The organism is Marinobacter suaedae (genome assembly GCF_030519635.1).
Classification (GTDB): domain Bacteria; phylum Pseudomonadota; class Gammaproteobacteria; order Pseudomonadales; family Oleiphilaceae; genus Marinobacter; species Marinobacter suaedae.
Genome location: NZ_JAUMIS010000001.1, coordinates 1,073,718 through 1,093,476, shown reverse-complemented (window position 1 = coordinate 1,093,476; position 19,759 = coordinate 1,073,718). Strand labels below are relative to the sequence as shown.

The window sequence follows — 19,759 nt, the reverse complement described above, 5'->3', positions numbered from 1 at the left end:
GGGCCTTCTTGCTATAAGTGTGCGTGATTTTGAACGAAATGTAATGAACCCGCATGGAAGGCGGGATAAACAATAACCATTGGGAAGCGCCCGCATTCAGGAGGCACAGCTCGCATTATGGCCACTATCATCAAGCCGGTTGAGCAGAAGACCAAGCATCTCGACTACTTCCTCTCTCAGTGTCACCGTCGTCGTTATCCGGCGAAGAGCACCATTATCTACGCAGGTGACAAAAGCGATTCGCTGTTTTACATCGTCAAGGGGTCGGTCACCGTTATCATTGAGGATGATGATGGCCGGGAAATGATTATGGCCTACCTCAACGCCGGAGACTTCTTTGGCGAGATGGGGCTGTTCGATAAGTTGGATTCCCGCAGTGCCTGGGTTAAGGCCAAGACTGAGTGTGAGGTCGCAGAGATCTCCTACACCAAGTTCCGGGAAATCGCTCAGCAGGATCCCCGCGTCCTTTACTTTATCGGCGAACAGATGGCATCGCGTCTGCGCCAGACCACTCGCAAAGTGGGCGACCTGGCGTTCCTCGACGTGACCGGACGAGTGGCCCGCACCCTGCTGGATCTGTGCAAGGAACCAGATGCCATGACTCACCCCGACGGCATGCAGATCAAAATCACCCGGCAGGAAATCGGCCGTATCGTGGGTTGTTCCCGCGAGATGGTTGGTCGGGTTCTGAAAACCCTGGAAGACCAGGGGCTGGTTCGAGTCAAAGGTAAAACCATGGTGGTGTTCGGCACCCGCTAACCGCTCTTTCTGCATGGCGCAAGGCTGGCTCCGGGAAGGGAGCTGGCCGGCATCATTCGCCGGGCTGTTCCCATTACGCACGGCGTGCTCCCAGACCTCCCTTTCCTTTCTCCACCTAAGCCACAATCGCCACTGACTTTATCTGCATCCACACCGCCACCCTCATCCTCCAGCCGGGCGGGGGCGCTCTTCATCGGCGGCAAGGAAAGACATCATAGGGCGCTGTTGCGGATCAGGCTGTCGGTGCTGTGGTCTGTTTTTCGGGAGCCTCCTTGGGCAGGTGAGACTGGCACAGTGCCAGGATGTACTCGCGAACTTCTTCCACATTGGTTTCGTTCAGCATTTCGTGTCGGCCGCCATTGAACAACCGGAAGGTAACCCGTTTTACCCCTGCATTGCGAATGGTCCGAAAATGCCGGGTGACCCCTTTGCCCATCTCTGCCACCGGGTCGTCGGTGCCGGCAAACAGGTGCACCGGCAGATCCTTGCGCCAGGCTCTGGGGTTGATAGACAGCATGCCCTGAACCAGGTCGTGCCACAGGCCGTTGGTGCAATTAAAGCCACACAGGGGGTCGGCCAGATAGGCATCCACCTGGTCTGGGTCACGGCTAAGCCAATCCGCGTCCGTTCGGGCCGGAACAAAGCGCTTGTTGAAGCGACCGAAGGACAGGTTGGCCAGTATCGGGCTTTGATGGCGTTTGCCGAACACCTTCTTCAGCCCGATGATCAGTGTCCGGTAGGCCAGTAGTTCGGGCTTGTTGATCCGGTTGGTGGCGCTCAGGATCAGGGCATCCGCCGCATTGCCGTGCTGCTGAAGGCAGCTTTGGGCGATGAACGAGCCCATGCTGTGTCCCAGCAGGATGACCGGTATTCCCGGAAACTGCTGCCGGGCATGGGTCAGCACCCGGTGCAAGTCGTCCGTTACCTTGTGCCAGCCGTCCCGGTCGCTGTAATGTCCCAGATCTTTCGGTGAGCAGTCCGGGCCGTGGCCCCGGTGATTGAAGGTAATTGCCGCAATTCCGTGCTGGCCCAGCCAGCGGGCAAAATCCGCGTATCGTCCATTGTGTTCAGCCATGCCGTGGGCAATGACCAGAACGGCTTGAGGGCGATCGGGGGTAAAGGTCGTGCCTTTGATGAGGTGATCGTCCTCACTGGTCAGTGTTAACGGGTGTTCGTGCATGGGCGGTCCCTGAGTTTGGCGAAGCCGGGCGTTTCCATTCCGGCGGTTTCCATAGGTGTTTGATCCTTAACATTAATCTTCCCGGCTGAGCCATGTCACGGAACAGGTCGACGTATTCGTGAGTCCACAGAACCAGCAGGTTGTTGGACGGGGGCGGTGTAGTGACGCCGTATGTTGGCGCCTCCTGGCTGTCCTCGGCAGTAAAGGTGCCAAAGAGACGGTCCCAGATGATCAGTACGCCGCCAAAGTTGCGGTCAATATAGCCCCGATTTCGGCCGTGATGGACCCGATGGTGGCTTGGCGTATTGAAGATCAGTTCAATCCAGCCCGGCAACTGTCCAACCAGGGTGGTGTGGATGAAGAACTGGTAGACCAGCGACAGGGCGTAGGCCACGCCTATCCAGACCGGATTGAAGCCCAGCAGAGCCAGGGGCAGGTAGAAAAGCCAGTTGCCGTTGAAAATATTGGTGGCGTTCTGGCGCATGGCGGTGGAAAAGTTCATGCGCTCCGAGGAGTGGTGGACAATGTGCGCCGCCCAGAACCAGCGCACCCGGTGACTGGTCCGGTGCATCCAGTAAAAGCAGAATTCCACGCCGATAAAGGTCAGAAACGCCGTCAGCGCGTTCAATTCGAGGTCAAACAAGCGGTAGTGATAGCACAGGGCATAGACCGGAAAGGCAATCAGCCCGGCGAACAGTAGTTCCGTGGTCTGGTAGCCGGCGCCCAGGGCAAAATTGCGTATGGCCTCGCGCCCGTCCATCAGCGCCGGATTATGCCGTATGCGCAGGTATTCCCACAGGGTGATGGCGATGAACACCGGTGTCGCGATCACAAAGATCAACTGGCGTTCGTCCAGGGCAAGCCAGGGGGCAACCATCTGCCAGAGAGGCATCAGTCCGCTGTCCTCAAGGACAGCCAGCAACATGTCGGTGATGGCCATGGGGTGTATCCGTTTTACTCTTATTATGTGGTGTTATTCTGGCACGGACACGCTCCGGCTGCGTTGTCGTTTTCCGACACAGCCGGTGGCGGTTTGCGACACCCGGGCGGGTTTACCCGGCCTGGCGATTCCGTTCGTACAGGTTGGACAGTACCTGGAGCTGCTGCTGCCATTGGTTCAGCCAGCCGGAGACATCCGCCGGAATCTTCTCGGGCTTGGGCCAGGGCACCGGGAAAGCAGCTGGCTGGAACATGGGGGAAAACATGGCCGAAGCCGTCAGGTCTGCACGGGTGAAGCTGTCGCCCACGAGGAACGGGCTGTTCTGATAGGCTTCCGTCAGGTCCGTCAGCAGTTGTTCCATGACCAGTCGAGACTGTTCTGAGGTTTTCTCGTTGATCTTCATCCACTGGCGCATCATCTCCTCCACCCGACTGAAGATCAGGCTCAGCAGATAGCGGTTGTAGAAGGGGGTACCGGCGGCGAGCATCGGGATGACCACTTTCGGGCGCTTCAGGAAATGGTGGTAGGCATAGCAGCGTACGGCCGGGCCTGCCTCGGCGTCCAGCCGCTGCTCCCAGGCCAGCGCCTGTTCCCTGAGCTCCGGATCGGCTGGGGTCAGTGGATTGTCTGGAAAGGTTTCATCCAGGTAGTCCAGAATCTTCGGGGAGTCCTGCACAACATGGCCATCGTGCTCCAATACCGGTACCGAGGAGGTCTTCCCCCCGGTCAACTGCCGGATGGTCTTGATGTGCTGGCCGGGCAGGAGCGTAACGGTCTGGTACTTGAGACCCTTAAAGTCCAGTGCCCAGCGGACTTTTTCGCAGTAATGGGAAATGGCGAACTGGTACAGCTTGATAGCCATGGGTAACCTCCTGATGCTTTGGTACTAGCTTAATCGGCTTGCCGGAAGATAAGAAGGCCCCGACCGGTAGTATCGCCAGCGTCGAACAAATGGCTTGCCGCGGGTATGGGTCTTACACTGTTTCCAATGGCTTCGACATCAAGGAATCCGATTATGCACCTACCAGGCCTTCGGGCGTTTCCCTTTCTCGCCATGGTTGGCCTGTTGTTGTCTGCCTGCCAGAGCTCGCCGGAACCCGAGATCAAGGTGGAAGAAGGCTACGCCTGTGGTCAGCTGGATATCACGGTTCTGTCGAACGATGAGAATCCACTGCTCACTATTGTGTATCAGGACAACCAGCTGCTCGTGAAGCCCGCCGAAAGCGATGCGGGCGAACTGTTCGTGGCCCCGGGCAACGAAAGTACCCGCTTCCTGCGCACCGGCGATACCGCCTTGCTGACCATTCGAGGCCAGCAATATCCGGAATGCCTCCCCCCGGGGGCCATAGAGATGCCGTTCCGGGCCGTGGGCAATGAGCCCTATTGGCAGGCCCGGGTGATCGGGGCCGAGTTAATCCTCAACCGGCCATTTGAGCGGGACACCACACTGCGCTTGCCCGCCAAGCTGGACAAAACGGATCGATACGGTCGCCAGTTCATCGCGGCCGGCGCAGGCATGAACGTGAAGCTGACGGTGACCCGGCAGGTTTGTCAGGACTCTATGTCGGGTGCCCAGTATCCCAATCAGGTGTGGTTGTCGGTGGACGAGGACATCTACGTGGGCTGTGGCGGCAATCCAGAACGCTTGTATATGGGGGCTGAATGGGTGGTGGGTAAGCTGGCGGGTGCTGACATCATCAATCGTTCGCGCATGAGCATCAGCTTTTTGAACGGTAACCGGGTAGCCGGCACGGCTTCCTGTAATCGGTATTCCGGAACCTACCTGATGGATCAGGAAGGTGGTGTGAGCTTCAGTCAGATGGCCAGCTCACGAATGGCCTGTTCCCCGGAGCTCATGTTGCAGGAAGAACGCTTCCTGGAGCTCCTGAGTCGGGCATCCTCCATTCGGATCGGGCGTTTTGGCGAACTCCTGCTGGCGACCCCGGAAGGGGACGTGATCAAGGCATTTCCCTCCGACCAGGTTGATCGGGCCGGCGAGTGATGAGGCCGCTGTTACTCCTGCAAAGGCAAACGGAGGTTTTGACTGACTGCCGCCAGGTTTTGGCCAGGGGCCAGTCATTCTGGCAGCAGCACTAAATTTTTAGCAGTGCACGTTCGATGTCGCCGCTGCTTTCCGGGCGGACGACCCGCGCCATTTCTTCACCATCCTTCAAAAAAATCAGCGACGGCCACAGTTGAACGCCAAACGTCCGCCCCAATCTGCGGCCTTTGCCATCTTCAACCTTTACATGCGGAACGTCGGGGTGATTGTCCAAGGCCGCCTTGATCGCCGCCTGCGCACCCCGGCAGATCCCGCACCAGTTAGCTCCGAACTCGATCACCATGGGGCCAGAACTCTGGTCCAGCTCGTCACGGCTCAGGGTTTCGGGTGTGTAGTGGCTGGTATACGACATGATGTCTCCTGATGACGGCAGCGTTAACTCCGGTGCATTCGCATCTGGATGCTACCTTTTAATGGATACAGGCATCCAGAGTATGGGGGAACTATGGCTGGCGGATGGTCGCGTGATGGCGCGGTTCAGGAGCAGATCGACGCAAGCGTTGAAGACGAGATTGAGCGCGCACGCCGTCAGTTGGCCGGGGGCGAGAGCGCCACGCAGTGCGATGAATGTGACGCCCCGATTCCGGAGGCCCGGCGCAAGGCGATTCCCGGCGTCCGGTTGTGCATAGACTGCCAGTCGGCCCATGAAAAGCAGGATACCCGCGCCGGGGGCATCAATCGCAGAGGCAGCAAAGACAGCCAGCTTCGATAGCGCCGGATCCCCCGGGCTGAATACATAAAAAAGCCCCGGCGCCGGAACGTCGGGGGCTTTTGTTCGGGGAAAGCACTCAGGCTGAGCGCTTTTCCCGTTCGCTGGAGGCTTCGGTTGGCACCAAGGCCCTGGTCAGAGCTTTCATGTCCAGGGTACCCACCGGTTCATTCTCTCGCATGACCCGGAAAGTCAGCGAAGTATCGCCGCCGGAGCGGGAAAGCACGGTTTCCAGATTGTCCTGGTCAGACACATCCCCGGCGAATTGCAGGCTGTCATCGACGCCTTCGGTCATCACCGACCGGGTCCGCAGTACGCGGGCGCGGTTGATGTCACTGATGAAGTCGACGATGTAAGGATCGTTCGGATTCAGCAGGATATCCTGCGGGTCGCCCTGCTGGACTACTTCGCCATCCTTCAGTATGACCAGGTGGTCAGCCAGCTTGAGGGCCTCATCCAGGTCGTGGGTGATGAACACGATGGTTTTTTGCAACTCTTCCTGCAATTCCAGCAGCAGGTCCTGCATGTCCGAGCGGATCAGCGGGTCCAGCGCCGAGAAGGCCTCGTCCATCAGCATCACCGGCGCGTTGGACACCAGGGCACGGGCGATGCCGACCCGCTGCTGCATACCGCCAGACAACTGGTGGGGGTACTGGTTTTCGTTGCCTTCCAGACCGACCCGGGCCAGCCACTTGCGGGCCTCGCTCTCGAAGTCCGCCGTCTTGAAACCACGAACGTCCATGGCCATGCCGGCGTTCTCCAGAACCGTGCGGTGGGGCAGCAGGGCGAACTTCTGGAATACCATGGACATGCGCTCGCGGCGGAGCTTGCGCAGGTCTTCCTCGCCGTAGTCCAGCACATCCTCGCCGTCGAACCGGATTTCGCCAGCCGTGGGTTCGATCAGGCGGTTCAGGTGGCGGATCAGCGTGGACTTGCCGGAGCCGGACAGCCCCATGATCACGGTGATCTCGCCCTCTCGCATGTCCACGTTGATGTCTTTCAGGCCAAGCACGTGATTCTGCTTCTCCAGCAGGTCGTTCTTGTCCATGCCGCGCTTGACGTATTCCAGTCCCACGTCCGGTGTCGGACCGAAGATCTTGTACAGATTCTTGATGGAAATCTTGATGTTGTTTGCCATGTCTCGATCCTTACTGCTTCTGGGCGGCATTGATGCGCGCAAGAGATGCCTTGGTGACGCGGTCGAGAATGACGGCCAGCGCTACGATGCCGAGGCCGGAAACCAGGCCTACACCCAACTCAAGATTGCGGATGCCTCGCAGTACCAGTACACCCAGACCCGGTGCCGATACCAGTGAGGCAATCACCACCATGGCCAGGCTCATCATGATGGTCTGGTTTACCCCTGCCATGATGTTCGGCAGTGCGAGAGGGATCTGTACCTTGAACAGTTTCTGTCGCGGGGTCATACCGAAGGCATCGGCGGCCTCAATCACATCCTTGTCCACCAGTCGTATCCCGAGGTTGGTCAGGCGGATAACCGGAACGATGGCGTACAGGATGATGGCAATGCCATACAGCTTGGACTCGGTCACGCTGAACAGGAAGATCAGCGGAATCAGGTACACGAAGGGCGGCAGGGTCTGCAGCATGTCGAGTATCGGTATGGTCATGCGCTGCAGCGTGTCGCTTCGGGACATGGCGATACCGATCGGCACCCCAAGTAACACACATATGAAGGCGCAGACGAATATGATGGCCAGGGTCTGCATGGCGTATTCGTAGTAATCAATAAACGCCAGGGTGAAAAAACTGATCGCAACGAAGGTGACCAGCTTCCAGGATTTACTGACCACAAACACCACGGCGAGCAACAGGGGAATCACAATCCACCAGGGCGCGCTGAGCATGGCATACAGGGTGCCATCCAGTGCCCAGCTCAGTGGTTGGGTAATGGGGTCGAGTACAACGCTGAGGCTGTCCTTGATGTCGAGGAAGCCTTGCTCCAGCCCTTTGGTCAGTTCCCGGGATTGGGGGAACGCGGGGCAAGCTTCGTTCAAGGCGTCCATGGAGGGGAACGGCAGGTCCCAGATCGACGTGTCCTCCTGCTTGCCACCATTGGCCTTGGATAACAGGTCCGCCATGGACATGGGGCCTTCACTCTTGCCCGCAGAACACCAGTCATCCAGACCCAGTGATGAAAAAACAAAATCGTAAGTAGCCATGATCTATCCGTTTCCTGCGCGTGAGAGTCGCCAGGTAAGCATCAATGGGATCGCTTGGAAGCAGACAGGGCCGTTAGAGGCCCTGTCTTGGAGTGGAAGGATTAGTTGCCCAGAATCGAGGCAAGCTTCTGTTGGGCTGAATCGTTCAGCCACTCCTTCCAGGTATCGGTGTTGTTGCTCAGGAAGTACACCGCGGCTTCCTCGGCGGAAGCGTTGTTTTCGCTCTTCCAGGCCAGGACAGCGCTCATGGTGTCGGTCTTGAAGGTCATTTTGCTGAGCATGTCAGCAACCGCCGGCTCCCGCTCGCGGAAGTCAGTGGTGACGGAGGTCAGAACCGGCGCAGCCGGGAAGTCAGACACTTTCGGGTTTTCGTTGTCTTTGCTCTGGTTGGCAAGATGCGCGTCGGCATCGTACTCACCCAGATCTACGCGGGTCATGTCGAACTTGCCCAGCGGAACGGTCGGGCCCCAGTAGTAGCCGAACCAGGGTTCTCCGTCCTGTACCGCAGCGGCCATGGAGGACGCCAGGGTTTCACCAGAGCCGTGGTTGAACACTTCGATACCGGAAGCTTCCAGGTCCAGGGCTTCAACCAGGTTGTCGTTGACGATACGGCAGCCCCAGCCGTCCGGGCAGTTGTTGAACTGCGCGTCAACCAGCTCTGGATTGGCCATGATGCCTTCGATGGTTTTCAGTTCCGGGTGCTTTTCCACCAGGTAGGTCGGGATCCACCAGCCCTCGACTCCACCGGGAGACAGAACCTCGCTCAGTCGCTCTACTTTGCCGGCATCTTCAAGACGGGTATACGCCTCACCAGCAGAGTTCAGCCACAGCTCGGTGACGATGTCCGGCTCTCCGTTTTCCGCAACAGAGGTGACGGCAGGCACAGTGTCAGACGGAACCACGGCGACGTCGCAGCCATAGCCTTGTTCCATGATGAATTTTGCCACGTTGGTTACCACCGAGGCGGAAGCCCAGTTCATTTCGGTAATGGAAACCTGGCCACACTCGTTGGCTTGTGCCATAGACGGTGCAGCAGCGGCGCATAGCAATACAGCAGATGTAAGTTTACGCATGACTTCTCCTGTCACTCTTGAATTTATGTTGAGGTGTAGGGAAATTACGGGACTGTGATCGGAACCGATCAGGGGAAGACGTCTTGTGAGAAACCAGGATTGTTCGCTCAAGTCTTTGATCCCGTTTTGAATGTTCACTCTTCAGGATAGAGAACCTGAAAAAAGTTACAACCCTAAAGATTTTTTGAAATGTAAAAGATTCGGGGGCCACGGGGCCGTTTTCCCCCGCTTGACGCGCCCGCTGGTTCCCGGCAGGCTCAAGCCTGATTTGAACGTCTGTCCATCAGATACCTGCCCGGAATGGAGTCAAAAACAATGAAAATATTCGAAACCAGTACCGCACCGAATCCCCGCCGCGTTCGCATGTTCATGGCGGAAAAAGGTCTGCTGGATCAGGCCGAGTTCATTCAGGTGGATATCGAAAAAGGCGAAAACCTGACCCCGGAATATGTCGCCCGTAACCCGATGAAGAAAGTCCCGGTCATGGAGCTGGACGATGGCTCCTGCATCGCCGAAACCATGGCCATCTGCCGCTACTTTGAAGAGGCCTACCCCGATGCTCCCAGCTTGCTGGGTGACACCCCCCTGGAAAAGGCCCATCTGGAACAGTGGCTGCGCTGGATTGAGCTGTTTTTCTTCCTGCCTACCGGCATGGGCTTCCAGCACAGTACCGGTTACTTCAAGGATCGAATGAATCCCGTCAAGGAATGGGGTGCGGAGTGTGTGCAGCAGGTTGAGAAGTTCATGGCGTTTCTGAACGACCAGCTTGAGGGAAAAGAGTACATCTGTTTGGACCGGTTCACAGCCGCCGATATCAATGCTTTTGTCACCGTTGCCTTTGCCCGGGTGATCAGGGTCCGTATCAAGCCCGAGCAAACGAATCTCCAGGCCTGGTATGAGCGTATCAGCGCACGACCATCCGCCCAGGTTTGATGTTGAGTTGTCCACAGGAGGACGCTGTGATTGATCTGTATACCGCACCCACGCCGAACGGCTACAAGGTGTCTGTTTTGCTCGAGGAGTTAGGGGTTGAGTACAACCTGATTCCGGTTGATCTGTCCAAGGGCGATCAGAAGACACCAGAATTCCTGGCTATGAATCCGAATGGTCGGATCCCGGTGATTGTGGATCGGGATAACGACGACTTTGTGGTATTCGAGTCCGGGGCCATCATGATTTATCTGGCCGAAAAATACGGCCAGTTTTACCCGGCTGACCCAAAGGTGCGTTCACGGGCATTGCAGTGGCTGATGTTCCAGATGGGCGGCGTTGGTCCGATGATGGGGCAGGCGAATGTGTTTTACCGGTATTTTCCGGAGAAAATACCGGCGGCCATCGATCGTTACCACCACGAGTGCCGGCGCCTGTTTGAGGTGTTGGACACCCGGCTGGCAGAATCCCCGTATCTGGCGGGAGACGAAGTTACCATCGCTGACTTTGCCAACTGGTGCTGGGTGCGGACCTACAACTGGTCCGGGGTCTCCATCGACGGCTTGGCACATCTGAAGCGCTGGATGGACGAGCTCTATGAGCGTCCGGGTTGCCAGAGAGGGATTCACCGCCCCGAACGGCCGAAGAAGCCGGATGAACTGATCAAGCATGCCCAGACCATGGTGACCCGGTAAATCCGGGCTTACATATCCAAACAGCGAACGACCAGGAGTAAGGCATGACCGCCTCGGCACAACTGACCTGTGCATTGGAAAAAATCGACAGAGCCAACCGGGCAGACCCCAACGAGGAATTGCTGGATGGCGAGGCGGTGCCACGTGAGCTGGCTTACAGTGAGCATATGACCCGCTGGCTGTTTGCCCTGGAGCCCAACCCGTCGGAGCGCATGCAGATTGCCTGCCGGGCCCAGCACATTGAGCGCTGGACCATGCCGCGCAGTGACTACCCGGAAGGGCGCAAAGCCTATTACCAGTGGCGTCAGGCCTGTGGTCGCATGCATGGCCAGCGGGCGGCGGAGATTATGGCCGAGTGCGGCTATGACGCCGCCGAGTGTGAGCGGGTGGAAACCATTCTGACCAAGCGGGAACTGCGCAAGGATGCGGACACCCAGTTGCTGGAGGACGTGGCGTGCATGGTGTTTCTGGAGAAGTATTTCGCCGGTTTCTACGAGGAGAAGGCGGACTACGATCGGGAGAAATGGCTACGGATTGTGCGCCGGACCTGGGGCAAAATGTCACCGCGGGGCCATGAGGCAGCTTTGACGCTGGCAGAGGGTATGCCGGAGCATTTGTTGGCATTGTTGCAGGAGGCGTTGGCGGAGCCGGAGAGTTGAGGTTGGCTAGGCACTGTGTAATTAAAGAATCGAGGTAACGCCAGAGGGTCAGGTCTTCGAAAATACGCTGTGAATACATCCTTGTACGCTCGACTGCGCCATCCTTGGCGCAGTACGATTTCGAAGGCCTGACCCTCTGGCTTGTGCAGACTATGGTTTTCAGTCTGCCGGGAAAAACAGTTCTTTTAGTTTCTGTCCGGGCTCTTGGGCCCGCATAAACGATTCGCCCACCAGGAAACCGTAAATCCCTCTGTCAGTCATGGCCACGACGTCTTCGCGGGTCATGATGCCGCTTTCGGTGACCGCCAGTCGCTCAGAACCAATCCGCTCGTGCAATGTGTAAGTGGTGTCCAGTGACACCTCGAAGGTGTGCAGGTTGCGGTTGTTGATACCCACCAATGGAGTGGTGAGGGTCAGGGCGTCGTCCATTTCTTCGTCGTTGTGGACTTCCACCAGCACGTCCAGCCCGATCTCGTGGGCGATGCCTTCCAGTTCCTGCATCTGGTCTTTGGTCAGGCAGGCGGCGATCAGCAGGATGCAGTCGGCGCCGATGGCCCGGCTTTCGTAGACCTGATAGGGCGCCACCATGAAGTCCTTGCGGATGACCGGTAATGAACAGGCAGCGCGTGCGGCCTGCAGGTAGTCTTCACTGCCCTGGAAAAAGTCCCTGTCGGTCAGCACGGACAGGCAGGTGGCGCCGCCTTGCTCGTAGCTCTCCGCAATGGGGGCAGGCTCAAACGGATCCCGGAGTACGCCTTTGCTGGGGGACGCTTTTTTGATTTCAGCAATGACCGCCGGCTGACGCTCACCGATGCGCTGTGCCATGGCAGCTGCGAACCCGCGGGCTGGTGGCTGGTCTCCGGAACGAGCTTTTAGATCTTCCAGCGATGCCCGGGGTTTACGCTCGGCGATTTCCTCCCATTTGCGCTCGACGATCTTGCGCAGGATGGTGGGGGTACGGTCGTTGTGTCGGTCGGTCATGTCAGCTGTCGCTCAAAAACACTTGGAAAAATCAGCCAGCTCGGACATCTTGCTCGCCGCCAGGCCGGAACCTATGGCGTCCAGGGCCATGTCCACGCCCGCTTTCGGGGTGTCCGCCAAACCAGCCACATAAATAGCAGCACCGGCGTTCAGGGCGATCATGTCGCGGGCCTTTTCGGCCATGTCGTCGTGGCCGCGGCCGAAAGCGGCACGGATCAGTTTCAGGGATTCCTCGGCCGAATCCACACTGAGCCCTACCAGTGACTGGCTCTGGATGCCCAGATCTTCCGGGGTGATTTCGTATTCGATGATTTCGCCGTCTTTCAGTTCGGCCACATACGTCGGGCTGGCCAGGCTGATTTCGTCCAGGCCATCCCGGGCGCACACCACCATGATGTGCTCGGAACCGAGGCGCTGAAGAACCTCTGCCATCGGGCGGCAGAGTTCGCGGGTGAATACACCCAGCAGCTGGCGCTTGACCCCGGCCGGGTTGGTCATTGGGCCGAGGATGTTAAAGATGGTCCGGCAGCCCATTTCCTTGCGCGGGCCGATGGCGTGCTTCATGGCGCCGTGGTGGGCCGGAGCAAACATGAAGCCGACACCGATTTCCTCGATGGCGCGGGCCACCTGTTCCGGCGTCATGTTCAGGTTGATGCCGGCCTTCTCGATCAGGTCGGCGCTGCCGCTGCTGGACGACACGCCCCGGTTACCGTGCTTGGCCACGTGACCGCCTGCCGCAGCAACGACAAACGCGGCAGCCGAGGACACGTTGAACAGGTTGGCGCCATCGCCGCCGGTGCCGACGATATCGATCAGCGGCTCGGCGCTGACGTCAACGCCGGTGGCCAGCTCGCGCATCACTTCGGTGGCCCCGGTGATTTCGTCGATGGTCTCGCTCTTCATGCGCAGCCCCATCAGGAAGGCGCCAATCTGGGCGTCGGTGGCTTCCCCCTGCATGACAACGCGCATCACCTGTTTCATTTCGTCCCGGGACAGGTCCAGGTTTGAGGCGATCCGATTGAGTGCTTGTTTCATATCCATGTGTTGCGGCCTCTTGATGGTCAGGTTCAGCTTCGCAGGAAGTTGCGCAGCAATTCGTGTCCCTGTTCGGTCATGATGGATTCGGGGTGGAACTGCACCCCTTCAATGGGCAGGGTCTTGTGTCGCACACCCATGATTTCCTCGACGGAGCCGTCGTCGTGGCGGGTCCAGGCGGTCACTTCCAGGCAGTCGGGCAGGGTGTTCTTGTCGATCACCAGGCTGTGGTAGCGGGTGGCCTGCAGCGGGTTGTTCAGGCCACGGAACACGCCGGTGTCCTGGTGATACACCGGGGACACCTTGCCGTGCATGACCTTGCCGGCACGGATGACGTCACCGCCAAACACCTGTCCGATGGACTGGTGCCCCAGGCAGATACCCAGAATCGGCAGCTTGCCTGCAAAGTGACGGATGGCCTCCATGGAAATGCCCGCCTCGTTGGGCGTACAGGGTCCCGGTGAAATTACCAGACGCTCCGGCGCCAGGGCTTCGATTTCTTCGATGGTGATTTCGTCGTTCCGGTATACCTGCACGTCCGCGCCCAGTTCCGCCAGGTACTGCACCACGTTGTAGGTGAAGGAATCGTAGTTATCGATCATCAGCAACATAATCTTTCCTCCGCCTCAGTGGTCGAAATCGTTGTAGGTCATGGCGACTGCGCGGAAAATGGCGCGACCTTTGTTCATGGTTTCCTTCCACTCAAGGCGGGGCACGGAATCCGCCACCACGCCGGCCCCTGCCTGAATGTGCAGGGTGTTGTCCTTGATCACCGCGGTGCGGATGGCAATGGCGGTGTCCATGTTGCCGTTGAACGACAGGTAGCCGACAGCACCGCCGTAAACGCCCCGCTTGACCGGTTCCAGCTCGTCAATGATCTCCATGGCGCGGATCTTCGGTGCGCCACTGAGGGTGCCGGCCGGCAGGGTCGCCCGCAGTACGTCCAGGCAACTGGTGCCTTCCTTCAATCGGCCAGTCACATTGGAGACGATGTGCATCACGTGGGAATAGCGTTCGACGATCATCTTGTCGGTTAGCTTGACGGTGCCGGTTTCCGACACGCGCCCGGCATCGTTACGCCCCAGATCAATCAGCATCAGGTGCTCGGCGATCTCTTTCGGGTCCGCCAACAGCTCAGATTCCAGGGCTTTGTCTTCGGCGTCGGTGGCGCCGCGCTTGCGAGTGCCGGCAATGGGCCGCACGGTGACTTCGTCGTCTTCGACCCGGGCTAGGATCTCCGGCGAGGAGCCGACGATGTGGAAGTCTTCCAGGTCGAGGAAGTACATGTACGGTGACGGATTCAGCACCCGAAGCGAGCGGTACAGGTTCAGTGGTGGTGCCTCGAAGGGGATGGACATGCGTTGGGAGATGACGGTCTGCATGACATCGCCATCCAGCACGTATTCCTTGATTTTGCCCACGGCGGCTTCGAATTTTTCCTGACTGAAGCCGGACACAAAGTCGCTCTCATCCACAGCCTTGCCGCGCAGGTGCTCGGGGGTACGCGGTGCGTCAGAGGTCTGGCGATGCAGGCGGTTTTCCAGTTCGTTGATGCGAGCCTGGGCGTGTTCGAAGGCGCCCTCAATGGCGGGATCGGCGTGCACGATCAGGTGCAGTTTGCCCCGCAGGTTATCGAATACGACGATTTCATCAGACACCATCAGCAGGATGTCCGGCGTGCCGATCTTGTCCGGCGGACAGGTCTGGCGAAGCCGCTTTTCGATATAGCGAACGGTGTCGTAGCCAAAGTAGCCCACCAGGCCACCATTGAATCGGGGCAGGTGGTCCAGATCCGGTGCCCGGAACCGAGCCTGGTATTGCTCGACAAAAGCCAGTGGATCCTCGACTTCCGCTTCTTCCACCAGCTCACCGTACCGGCGCACTTCAATCCGCTGATCAAACACTTTCAGCACTTCCTGGCTGGGCAGGCCGATGATCGAGTAACGGCCCCACTTTTCACCGCCCTGAACGGATTCGAACAGGTAGGAGTAGGGGCCGCTGGCCAGTTTCAGGTAGGTACTCAGTGGTGTGTCGAGGTCCGCGAGGACTTCGCGGTGAACGGGAATGCGGTTAAAGCCGTCTTGTGTGAGCTTGGCAAACTGCTCGGGTGTCATGATCGGGTTTCCTGGAGTCTGAACTGCTTTCCTTGGCGGGTCGGCCTGTGCCGGTGCCTGCCGGGTGAGTGCGCAACAGACGGGCGCGTGCCGGTCTGCCGCAGGGCTTTCATCAGCCGTTGCGCCATCGCCACCATCGTGTTGCGCGGGAGGTCAGAACGCCTCGCCTCGCTGTCAGCTTCAGTCCCTGCACGGCAGGAATCTCCCAGATCAGAAGGTCAGTGTAAGTGTCTCGGGAGCTTACAAAAGCTCGGCCAGTGAATCAACAACAGCGTCGGCGCCCAGCGAGTCCACCGGCTTGCCGAAATTGTACCCGTATCGAACCGCCACGCAGGGGATGCCTGCAGCCTGCGCCGCCGACACGTCCGCGGCCGAATCGCCCACCATCACCGTGGTGCCCCGGGTGCCGCCGAGCACTTTCATCGCATGGAGCAGGGGCGATGGATGGGGCTTCTTCTGGGGCAGGGTGTCGCCACCGATCTGGATGTCGAAATGGTGGTCAAGTCTCAGTCGTTTCAGGAGAGGTGACACAAACTGCTCTGGCTTGTTGGTGACCACGCCCAGTCGACAGCCATGTTCCTTGAGCCTGTAGATGCAGGACTCAACACCCTCGTAGACCTTGGCGTGCTGGCCGTTTATCTGCCCATAGCAGTGGTAGAAAATGTTCAGTGCATCGTTGAACAGGGCATCGTCTTTGGGCCGGGGCGGTTCCCAGTTAATGTCGCCGGCCAGAGCCCGGCGAACCAGGATCGGTGAGCCCAGCCCCACCCACTGGCGGACACGGTCAATGCCGGCGGGAGACCGACCCAAATGTGCCAGCATCTGGTCGACGGCGGCGGTCAGGTCTGGTGCGCTGTCGACCAGAGTTCCGTCCAGATCAAACAGGGCGACACCGGGCCACCGGGGGTTGAACAGGCCAGACAGACTCATCAGGCAAGGCTCCCGCGGGCCTGCTCCAGTTCCTGGCGCATGGCATCGATGGTGGCTTTGTAGTCATCGGTGTTGAAGATTGCCGAGCCGGCGACAAAGGTGTCTGCGCCGGCTTCGGCAATCTCACGGATGTTGTCGGTTTTCACCCCGCCATCGATTTCCAGACGGATGTTGAAGTTGCTCTCATCGATTCGTCGGCGCGCTTCCCGCAGTTTGTCCAGGGTGCCCGGAATGAACTTCTGCCCGCCAAAGCCCGGGTTGACGGACATCAGCAACACCATGTCGAGCTTGTCCATGACGTGGTCCATGTAATGCAGTGGTGTGGCCGGGTTGAACACCAGTCCTGCCTTGCAGCCACCGTCACGGATCAGCTGGAGGGAGCGGTCGATGTGGTTGCTGGCTTCCGGGTGGAAGGTGATGTAAGTGGCGCCAGCATCAATGAACATGCGGATCAGGTCGTCGACCGGGGAGACCATCAGGTGTACATCGATGGGGGCGGTAACGCCGTGCTTGCGCAGGGCCTCGCACACCATGGGGCCGATGGTCAGGTTGGGGACGTAGTGGTTGTCCATGACATCGAAATGAACGATATCCGCGCCGGCCGCGAGAACGTGATCAACCTCTTCTCCGAGTCGGGCGAAATCGGCAGACAGGATAGATGGTGCGATGAGATATGGGTTCATGAAGGCTCTCTCGATAACTGTGTGCGCGAATCCGTTCAGAATCAGTGGTCGGCCGTCCATGCCATGTGAAATCGCGGCTTAGTTTAACAGCATGCCCGGTGATTTCTCAGTGCCGGATGGGCAAAAAGCGCCGTTCACCTGGCAATACGATGACGGCGCTTGACCAGTTCCCAGGCCTGTTGATAGGTCAGCAAGCGTTGTTTCGCCAGTTCGGCTTCTTCGGGAGTGACACCTTGTTGTGACAATTTGTCAGGATGGCAGCCTGACACCTTCTTTTTGTAGGCGCGTTTGATAATGGGCAGTGAGTCCCGCCGGGTTACGCCCAGAAGATTGCAGGCCTGTTCGTAACTGACCGGTGGGGCCAGGTTTTCGGCGTGGCGAATCCAGATCTTGCGGGCGTAGCTGTCAAAGATGTCGTCGCTGACGATAACGGGCAGGCCCATCTGGTCAATGGCGTCTTCACAGCGGTAACGGCGGGCTCGGGTGGGGCGGCCCTTCAGTTGCGAGGCATGGCAAAGACAGAAGGCTGTAATGAGCGCGGGCACCGGCATCAGTCGTCGGGTGATCCGCACGGCAAGGCCGCTTCGCGCAGGCAGATCCTCAACGGCTTTTCCGTCCTGAAACCAGCCTATGGCTTTCCGGCGCTGGCGCCGAGACAGGCGGAGCGCCTTGATCAGTCCCTCGGCGTAGGTGATGTCGGCTTCGGTCACCCGGCCTTCGGATTTGGCAATGTAACCGAGAAAAAAGAATAGTGACTGACGGCACCAGAAAGGCAGGCCGACTCGTTCCAGCAGTGTGGTGGTCTGGTGCCCGCAGGCGGACAGCTCCCGCAACAGACTGGTAAATTCCGCCTCCAGGCGGCGCGGCAGGGCCGGCTGCTGCGGGCTTTCCTCCATTCCTTAAAGCTCCCTGTGCTGGAGTTGTTCGTCCAGTTCCCTGAGTCGTTCCGGGGTGCCAACGTCCACCCATTTTCCCGAATGGTAGAGGCCGTGTACACGTTTATTGTTCATCGCCTGGCGCAACACGGGTCCCAGTTTGCCGGACTGGTCGTCCAGGCCATCGAACAGTCGCCGATGCAGCAGGCTGATGCCAGTATATGTCAGTTTCGGCGACTTATCTTCAACCAGTAGACCGTCTTCGCCAAGGTGAAAGTCCCCGTCGGGATGGTGGTCGGGGTTGTCGGTCATCACCAGCAGGGCATCGCCCTGTGCAGGCGGGCTCAGGCGGGCGAATTCAAAGTCGCTCCACACATCGCCGTTCACCACCAGAAACCACTCGTTGTGTTCGTCTGTCAGCATGGGCAGTGCCCGGGCAATGCCACCGGCGGTTTCCAGCGGTTCGCCCTCGCGGGAGTAATGAAGTTGCAGGCCAAACTGTTCACCGTTACCGAGTGCCTGCTCGATTTTTGAACCCAGCCATGCGTGGTTGATGACCACGTCCCGGAAGCCTGCCCGTTGAAGGTGCTCCAGATGGTGGACGATCAGCGGTTTGCCGCCGGCTTCCAGCAGGGGCTTGGGGGTGGTCAGGGTTAACGGTCGCATCCGTTCGCCCTTGCCCGCAGCCAGGACGATGGCTCTCATGGCTGCTCCGGCAGCGGGGCAATGCGTTGCTCGATCGCCGGGATCACCTTGTCTACCAGCCATTCATGGAAGTGCCGGAGCGCAGGCTGGCGACTGCTGGCGGTCTTCAGGTAACCCACGGTTCGGGGGATGTCGCCCAGGTAGCCCTGCTTGCCGTCACGGATGCACAGGCGGGCGAAAATGCCGGCGGCTTTGAGGTGGCGCTGCATACCCATGAGCTCAAACCATTGACGGAAGGTCTCCGGATCCGCCCGGTGCAGGCCAGCATCGGCACTTTGAGTGCGGAAGATCTCCAGCCAGTCGCAGATGTTTTCTTCGGGCCACTGGATATAGCAATCTTTTAACAGAGAGACCGCGTCGTACGTGATCGGGCCGGTGACGGCATCCTGAAAATCGATGACGCCAGGGCGGTCGGTGCCGGGGCGAACCAGCAGGTTGCGGGAGTGGTAGTCCCGATGCACGGTTACCTCGGGCTGGGCAAGGGCACTTTCCCGCAGAAAGGCAAAGGTGGTGTCCAGCAGGGCGCGTTCACTGTTGCCCAGCGAGAGCCCCAGATATTGCTCCAGCAGCCAGTCCGGAAACAGGGCCATTTCACGATCCAGCAAGGCTTCGTCGTATCGGGGCAGAGGGTAGGTTTTCGGTGACTTGAGCCGCTGGATGTCCACCAGTTCGGTCAGCGCACCCCGATAAAGCCGGTCGGCGGTCTGTTCGTTGAGCTGGCCGAGCATCAGGTCGTCGCCCAGGTCCTCCAGCAGCAGGAAGCCCAGGTCCAGGTCCTCCTGCAGAATATCGGGCACACCAACACCATGCTGGTGCCAGTGCCGGGCCAGTGTCACGAACGGTACGCAATCCTCGTGTTCAGGCGGTGCGTCCATGACGATCAGGGGCGTGGACTGCCCTGCCTCCCCGCGGCGATGAACCCGGAAGTAACGGCGAAAACTGGCATCGCCGGAAACCGGCTCGGCTTCGGCCTGCTCAAGGCCGGAAAACTGTCTGACCCAGTCGGTCAGCATCTGCAGACGGGAATCCATGGTGGGGACTGCTATCCTGAAGTGTTGGCGAATCGCTGTCAGCGAAAGTTAGCAGACCGGCCGGACGCTGACCAGTCGCGTCAGGTGGCAGGTACACCATGCGGAATACGGCGATACACAAGTGGTGGTGTTTCCGTTAACAAGCCTTCAGGGCCCGTGTAAACTAGGCGCCTGAATTTCTTACCCGGCCCACTTTTCTGCAACAGGGACCTGTT

The 19,759-nt window shown here is 59.0% G+C and carries 22 protein-coding genes; 6 read left to right on the top strand and 16 right to left on the bottom strand.

Annotated features, from left to right (window positions below):
• Positions 1 to 117: 117 nt before the first annotated feature.
• On the top strand, positions 118 to 759 hold the full coding sequence (gene crp / locus QVZ43_RS05085) for a cAMP-activated global transcriptional regulator CRP (RefSeq protein WP_223794732.1): 642 nt from the start codon (positions 118 to 120) through the stop codon (positions 757 to 759).
• 232 nt (positions 760 to 991) lie between these two features.
• Here the strand turns inward: crp and QVZ43_RS05080 are convergent, their stop codons facing one another.
• The 3 genes from QVZ43_RS05080 to QVZ43_RS05070 form a co-directional block, all read right to left on the bottom strand.
• Complete coding sequence (locus tag QVZ43_RS05080; RefSeq protein WP_302909112.1) at positions 992 to 1,939, bottom strand: alpha/beta hydrolase; 948 nt, start codon at positions 1,937 to 1,939, stop codon at positions 992 to 994.
• Positions 1,908 to 2,879 carry a sterol desaturase family protein gene (locus QVZ43_RS05075; protein ID WP_302909111.1) on the bottom strand — a complete coding sequence of 324 codons (972 nt, stop codon included), beginning with the start codon at positions 2,877 to 2,879 and terminating at the stop codon, positions 1,908 to 1,910. The genes QVZ43_RS05080 and QVZ43_RS05075 overlap by 32 nt, the downstream gene beginning before the upstream one ends.
• A gap of 112 nt (positions 2,880 to 2,991) precedes the next feature.
• A complete protein-coding gene (locus tag QVZ43_RS05070; RefSeq protein ID WP_302909110.1) occupies positions 2,992 to 3,741 on the bottom strand; it encodes a glutathione S-transferase family protein in 750 nt (249 codons plus the stop codon).
• 153 nt (positions 3,742 to 3,894) lie between these two features.
• On the opposite strand from QVZ43_RS05070, the gene QVZ43_RS05065 reads away from it, so the two are divergent.
• A complete protein-coding gene (locus QVZ43_RS05065) occupies positions 3,895 to 4,881 on the top strand; it encodes an META domain-containing protein (protein WP_302909109.1) in 987 nt (328 codons plus the stop codon).
• A gap of 91 nt (positions 4,882 to 4,972) precedes the next feature.
• Here QVZ43_RS05065 and QVZ43_RS05060 read toward each other — a convergent pair whose 3' ends face one another.
• Entirely contained in the window at positions 4,973 to 5,293 is a 321-nt protein-coding gene (locus QVZ43_RS05060; protein WP_302909108.1) for a thioredoxin family protein, read from the bottom strand.
• 93 nt (positions 5,294 to 5,386) lie between these two features.
• Here QVZ43_RS05060 and QVZ43_RS05055 point away from each other — a divergent pair, with 93 nt between their 5' ends.
• Positions 5,387 to 5,653, top strand: coding sequence for a DksA/TraR family C4-type zinc finger protein (locus tag QVZ43_RS05055; protein ID WP_223794726.1), 267 nt, complete (start codon positions 5,387 to 5,389; stop codon positions 5,651 to 5,653).
• A 76-nt stretch (positions 5,654 to 5,729) separates the two neighbouring features.
• Here the strand turns inward: QVZ43_RS05055 and QVZ43_RS05050 are convergent, their stop codons facing one another.
• The 3 genes from QVZ43_RS05050 to QVZ43_RS05040 form a co-directional block, all read right to left on the bottom strand.
• Positions 5,730 to 6,788, bottom strand: a complete 1,059-nt coding sequence (locus tag QVZ43_RS05050; RefSeq protein WP_302909107.1) for a betaine/proline/choline family ABC transporter ATP-binding protein — start codon at positions 6,786 to 6,788, stop codon at positions 5,730 to 5,732.
• 10 nt (positions 6,789 to 6,798) lie between these two features.
• On the bottom strand, positions 6,799 to 7,833 hold the full coding sequence (locus QVZ43_RS05045; protein WP_302909106.1) for an ABC transporter permease: 1,035 nt from the start codon (positions 7,831 to 7,833) through the stop codon (positions 6,799 to 6,801).
• Positions 7,834 to 7,934: 101 nt separating this feature from the next.
• Positions 7,935 to 8,906, bottom strand: a complete 972-nt coding sequence (locus QVZ43_RS05040; protein WP_223794723.1) for an ABC transporter substrate-binding protein — start codon at positions 8,904 to 8,906, stop codon at positions 7,935 to 7,937.
• A gap of 315 nt (positions 8,907 to 9,221) precedes the next feature.
• Between QVZ43_RS05040 and QVZ43_RS05035 the strand changes: the two genes are divergently transcribed.
• From QVZ43_RS05035 to QVZ43_RS05025, 3 genes are read left to right on the top strand one after another with little or no spacing between them, the layout of a single operon-like run.
• Positions 9,222 to 9,839: a glutathione S-transferase family protein gene (locus tag QVZ43_RS05035; protein WP_302909105.1), complete on the top strand. Its 618-nt coding sequence runs from the start codon at positions 9,222 to 9,224 to the stop codon at positions 9,837 to 9,839.
• Positions 9,840 to 9,865: 26 nt separating this feature from the next.
• Positions 9,866 to 10,531, top strand: coding sequence for a glutathione S-transferase family protein (locus tag QVZ43_RS05030; RefSeq protein WP_302909104.1), 666 nt, complete (start codon positions 9,866 to 9,868; stop codon positions 10,529 to 10,531).
• A 44-nt stretch (positions 10,532 to 10,575) separates the two neighbouring features.
• A complete protein-coding gene (locus tag QVZ43_RS05025; protein WP_223794720.1) occupies positions 10,576 to 11,190 on the top strand; it encodes a DUF4202 domain-containing protein in 615 nt (204 codons plus the stop codon).
• 159 nt (positions 11,191 to 11,349) lie between these two features.
• Here the strand turns inward: QVZ43_RS05025 and trpC are convergent, their stop codons facing one another.
• From trpC to QVZ43_RS04980, 9 genes are all read right to left on the bottom strand, one after another.
• Positions 11,350 to 12,171, bottom strand: coding sequence for an indole-3-glycerol phosphate synthase TrpC (gene trpC / locus QVZ43_RS05020; protein ID WP_302909103.1), 822 nt, complete (start codon positions 12,169 to 12,171; stop codon positions 11,350 to 11,352).
• Positions 12,172 to 12,183: 12 nt separating this feature from the next.
• The gene (gene trpD, locus QVZ43_RS05015) at positions 12,184 to 13,212 is read right to left on the bottom strand and encodes an anthranilate phosphoribosyltransferase (RefSeq protein ID WP_302909102.1); all 1,029 of its coding nucleotides are present in this window, start codon (positions 13,210 to 13,212) and stop codon (positions 12,184 to 12,186) included.
• A gap of 26 nt (positions 13,213 to 13,238) precedes the next feature.
• Positions 13,239 to 13,817, bottom strand: a complete 579-nt coding sequence (locus tag QVZ43_RS05010; protein WP_223794717.1) for an aminodeoxychorismate/anthranilate synthase component II — start codon at positions 13,815 to 13,817, stop codon at positions 13,239 to 13,241.
• Positions 13,818 to 13,832: 15 nt separating this feature from the next.
• Positions 13,833 to 15,320: an anthranilate synthase component I gene (trpE, locus tag QVZ43_RS05005; protein ID WP_302909101.1), complete on the bottom strand. Its 1,488-nt coding sequence runs from the start codon at positions 15,318 to 15,320 to the stop codon at positions 13,833 to 13,835.
• Positions 15,321 to 15,560: 240 nt separating this feature from the next.
• The gene (locus QVZ43_RS05000; RefSeq protein WP_302909100.1) at positions 15,561 to 16,250 is read right to left on the bottom strand and encodes a phosphoglycolate phosphatase; all 690 of its coding nucleotides are present in this window, start codon (positions 16,248 to 16,250) and stop codon (positions 15,561 to 15,563) included.
• Positions 16,250 to 16,933 carry a ribulose-phosphate 3-epimerase gene (gene rpe / locus QVZ43_RS04995; RefSeq protein ID WP_302909099.1) on the bottom strand — a complete coding sequence of 228 codons (684 nt, stop codon included), beginning with the start codon at positions 16,931 to 16,933 and terminating at the stop codon, positions 16,250 to 16,252. The genes QVZ43_RS05000 and rpe overlap by 1 nt, the downstream gene beginning before the upstream one ends.
• Positions 16,934 to 17,067: 134 nt before the next feature.
• Complete coding sequence (locus tag QVZ43_RS04990) at positions 17,068 to 17,829, bottom strand: co-chaperone DjlA (RefSeq protein ID WP_302909098.1); 762 nt, start codon at positions 17,827 to 17,829, stop codon at positions 17,068 to 17,070.
• Positions 17,830 to 17,832: 3 nt separating this feature from the next.
• On the bottom strand, positions 17,833 to 18,513 hold the full coding sequence (gene murU / locus QVZ43_RS04985; protein ID WP_302909097.1) for an N-acetylmuramate alpha-1-phosphate uridylyltransferase MurU: 681 nt from the start codon (positions 18,511 to 18,513) through the stop codon (positions 17,833 to 17,835).
• A complete protein-coding gene (locus QVZ43_RS04980; protein WP_302909096.1) occupies positions 18,510 to 19,544 on the bottom strand; it encodes an aminoglycoside phosphotransferase family protein in 1,035 nt (344 codons plus the stop codon). The genes murU and QVZ43_RS04980 overlap by 4 nt, the downstream gene beginning before the upstream one ends.
• Positions 19,545 to 19,759 lie beyond the last annotated feature (215 nt).

Bases quoted from the DNA above. Each gene is read 5' to 3' on its own strand.
- QVZ43_RS05060 (WP_302909108.1), bottom strand. From the start codon at position 5,293: ATGTCGTATACCAGCCACTACACACCCGAAACCCTGAGCCGTGACGAG.
- trpE (WP_302909101.1), bottom strand. From the start codon at position 15,320: ATGACACCCGAGCAGTTTGCCAAGCTCACACAAGACGGCTTTAACCGC.
- QVZ43_RS05075 (WP_302909111.1), bottom strand. From the start codon at position 2,879: ATGGCCATCACCGACATGTTGCTGGCTGTCCTTGAGGACAGCGGACTG.
- QVZ43_RS05080 (WP_302909112.1), bottom strand. From the start codon at position 1,939: ATGCACGAACACCCGTTAACACTGACCAGTGAGGACGATCACCTCATC.
- QVZ43_RS04990 (WP_302909098.1), bottom strand. From the start codon at position 17,829: ATGGAGGAAAGCCCGCAGCAGCCGGCCCTGCCGCGCCGCCTGGAGGCG.
- QVZ43_RS05000 (WP_302909100.1), bottom strand. From the start codon at position 16,250: ATGAGTCTGTCTGGCCTGTTCAACCCCCGGTGGCCCGGTGTCGCCCTG.
- QVZ43_RS05040 (WP_223794723.1), bottom strand. From the start codon at position 8,906: ATGCGTAAACTTACATCTGCTGTATTGCTATGCGCCGCTGCTGCACCG.
- trpC (WP_302909103.1), bottom strand. From the start codon at position 12,171: ATGACCGACCGACACAACGACCGTACCCCCACCATCCTGCGCAAGATC.
- QVZ43_RS04980 (WP_302909096.1), bottom strand. From the start codon at position 19,544: ATGGATTCCCGTCTGCAGATGCTGACCGACTGGGTCAGACAGTTTTCC.
- QVZ43_RS05010 (WP_223794717.1), bottom strand. From the start codon at position 13,817: ATGTTGCTGATGATCGATAACTACGATTCCTTCACCTACAACGTGGTG.
- crp (WP_223794732.1), top strand. From the start codon at position 118: ATGGCCACTATCATCAAGCCGGTTGAGCAGAAGACCAAGCATCTCGAC.
- rpe (WP_302909099.1), bottom strand. From the start codon at position 16,933: ATGAACCCATATCTCATCGCACCATCTATCCTGTCTGCCGATTTCGCC.
- QVZ43_RS05035 (WP_302909105.1), top strand. From the start codon at position 9,222: ATGAAAATATTCGAAACCAGTACCGCACCGAATCCCCGCCGCGTTCGC.
- QVZ43_RS05025 (WP_223794720.1), top strand. From the start codon at position 10,576: ATGACCGCCTCGGCACAACTGACCTGTGCATTGGAAAAAATCGACAGA.
- QVZ43_RS05045 (WP_302909106.1), bottom strand. From the start codon at position 7,833: ATGGCTACTTACGATTTTGTTTTTTCATCACTGGGTCTGGATGACTGG.
- murU (WP_302909097.1), bottom strand. From the start codon at position 18,513: ATGAGAGCCATCGTCCTGGCTGCGGGCAAGGGCGAACGGATGCGACCG.
- QVZ43_RS05065 (WP_302909109.1), top strand. From the start codon at position 3,895: ATGCACCTACCAGGCCTTCGGGCGTTTCCCTTTCTCGCCATGGTTGGC.
- QVZ43_RS05055 (WP_223794726.1), top strand. From the start codon at position 5,387: ATGGCTGGCGGATGGTCGCGTGATGGCGCGGTTCAGGAGCAGATCGAC.
- trpD (WP_302909102.1), bottom strand. From the start codon at position 13,212: ATGGATATGAAACAAGCACTCAATCGGATCGCCTCAAACCTGGACCTG.
- QVZ43_RS05050 (WP_302909107.1), bottom strand. From the start codon at position 6,788: ATGGCAAACAACATCAAGATTTCCATCAAGAATCTGTACAAGATCTTC.
- QVZ43_RS05070 (WP_302909110.1), bottom strand. From the start codon at position 3,741: ATGGCTATCAAGCTGTACCAGTTCGCCATTTCCCATTACTGCGAAAAA.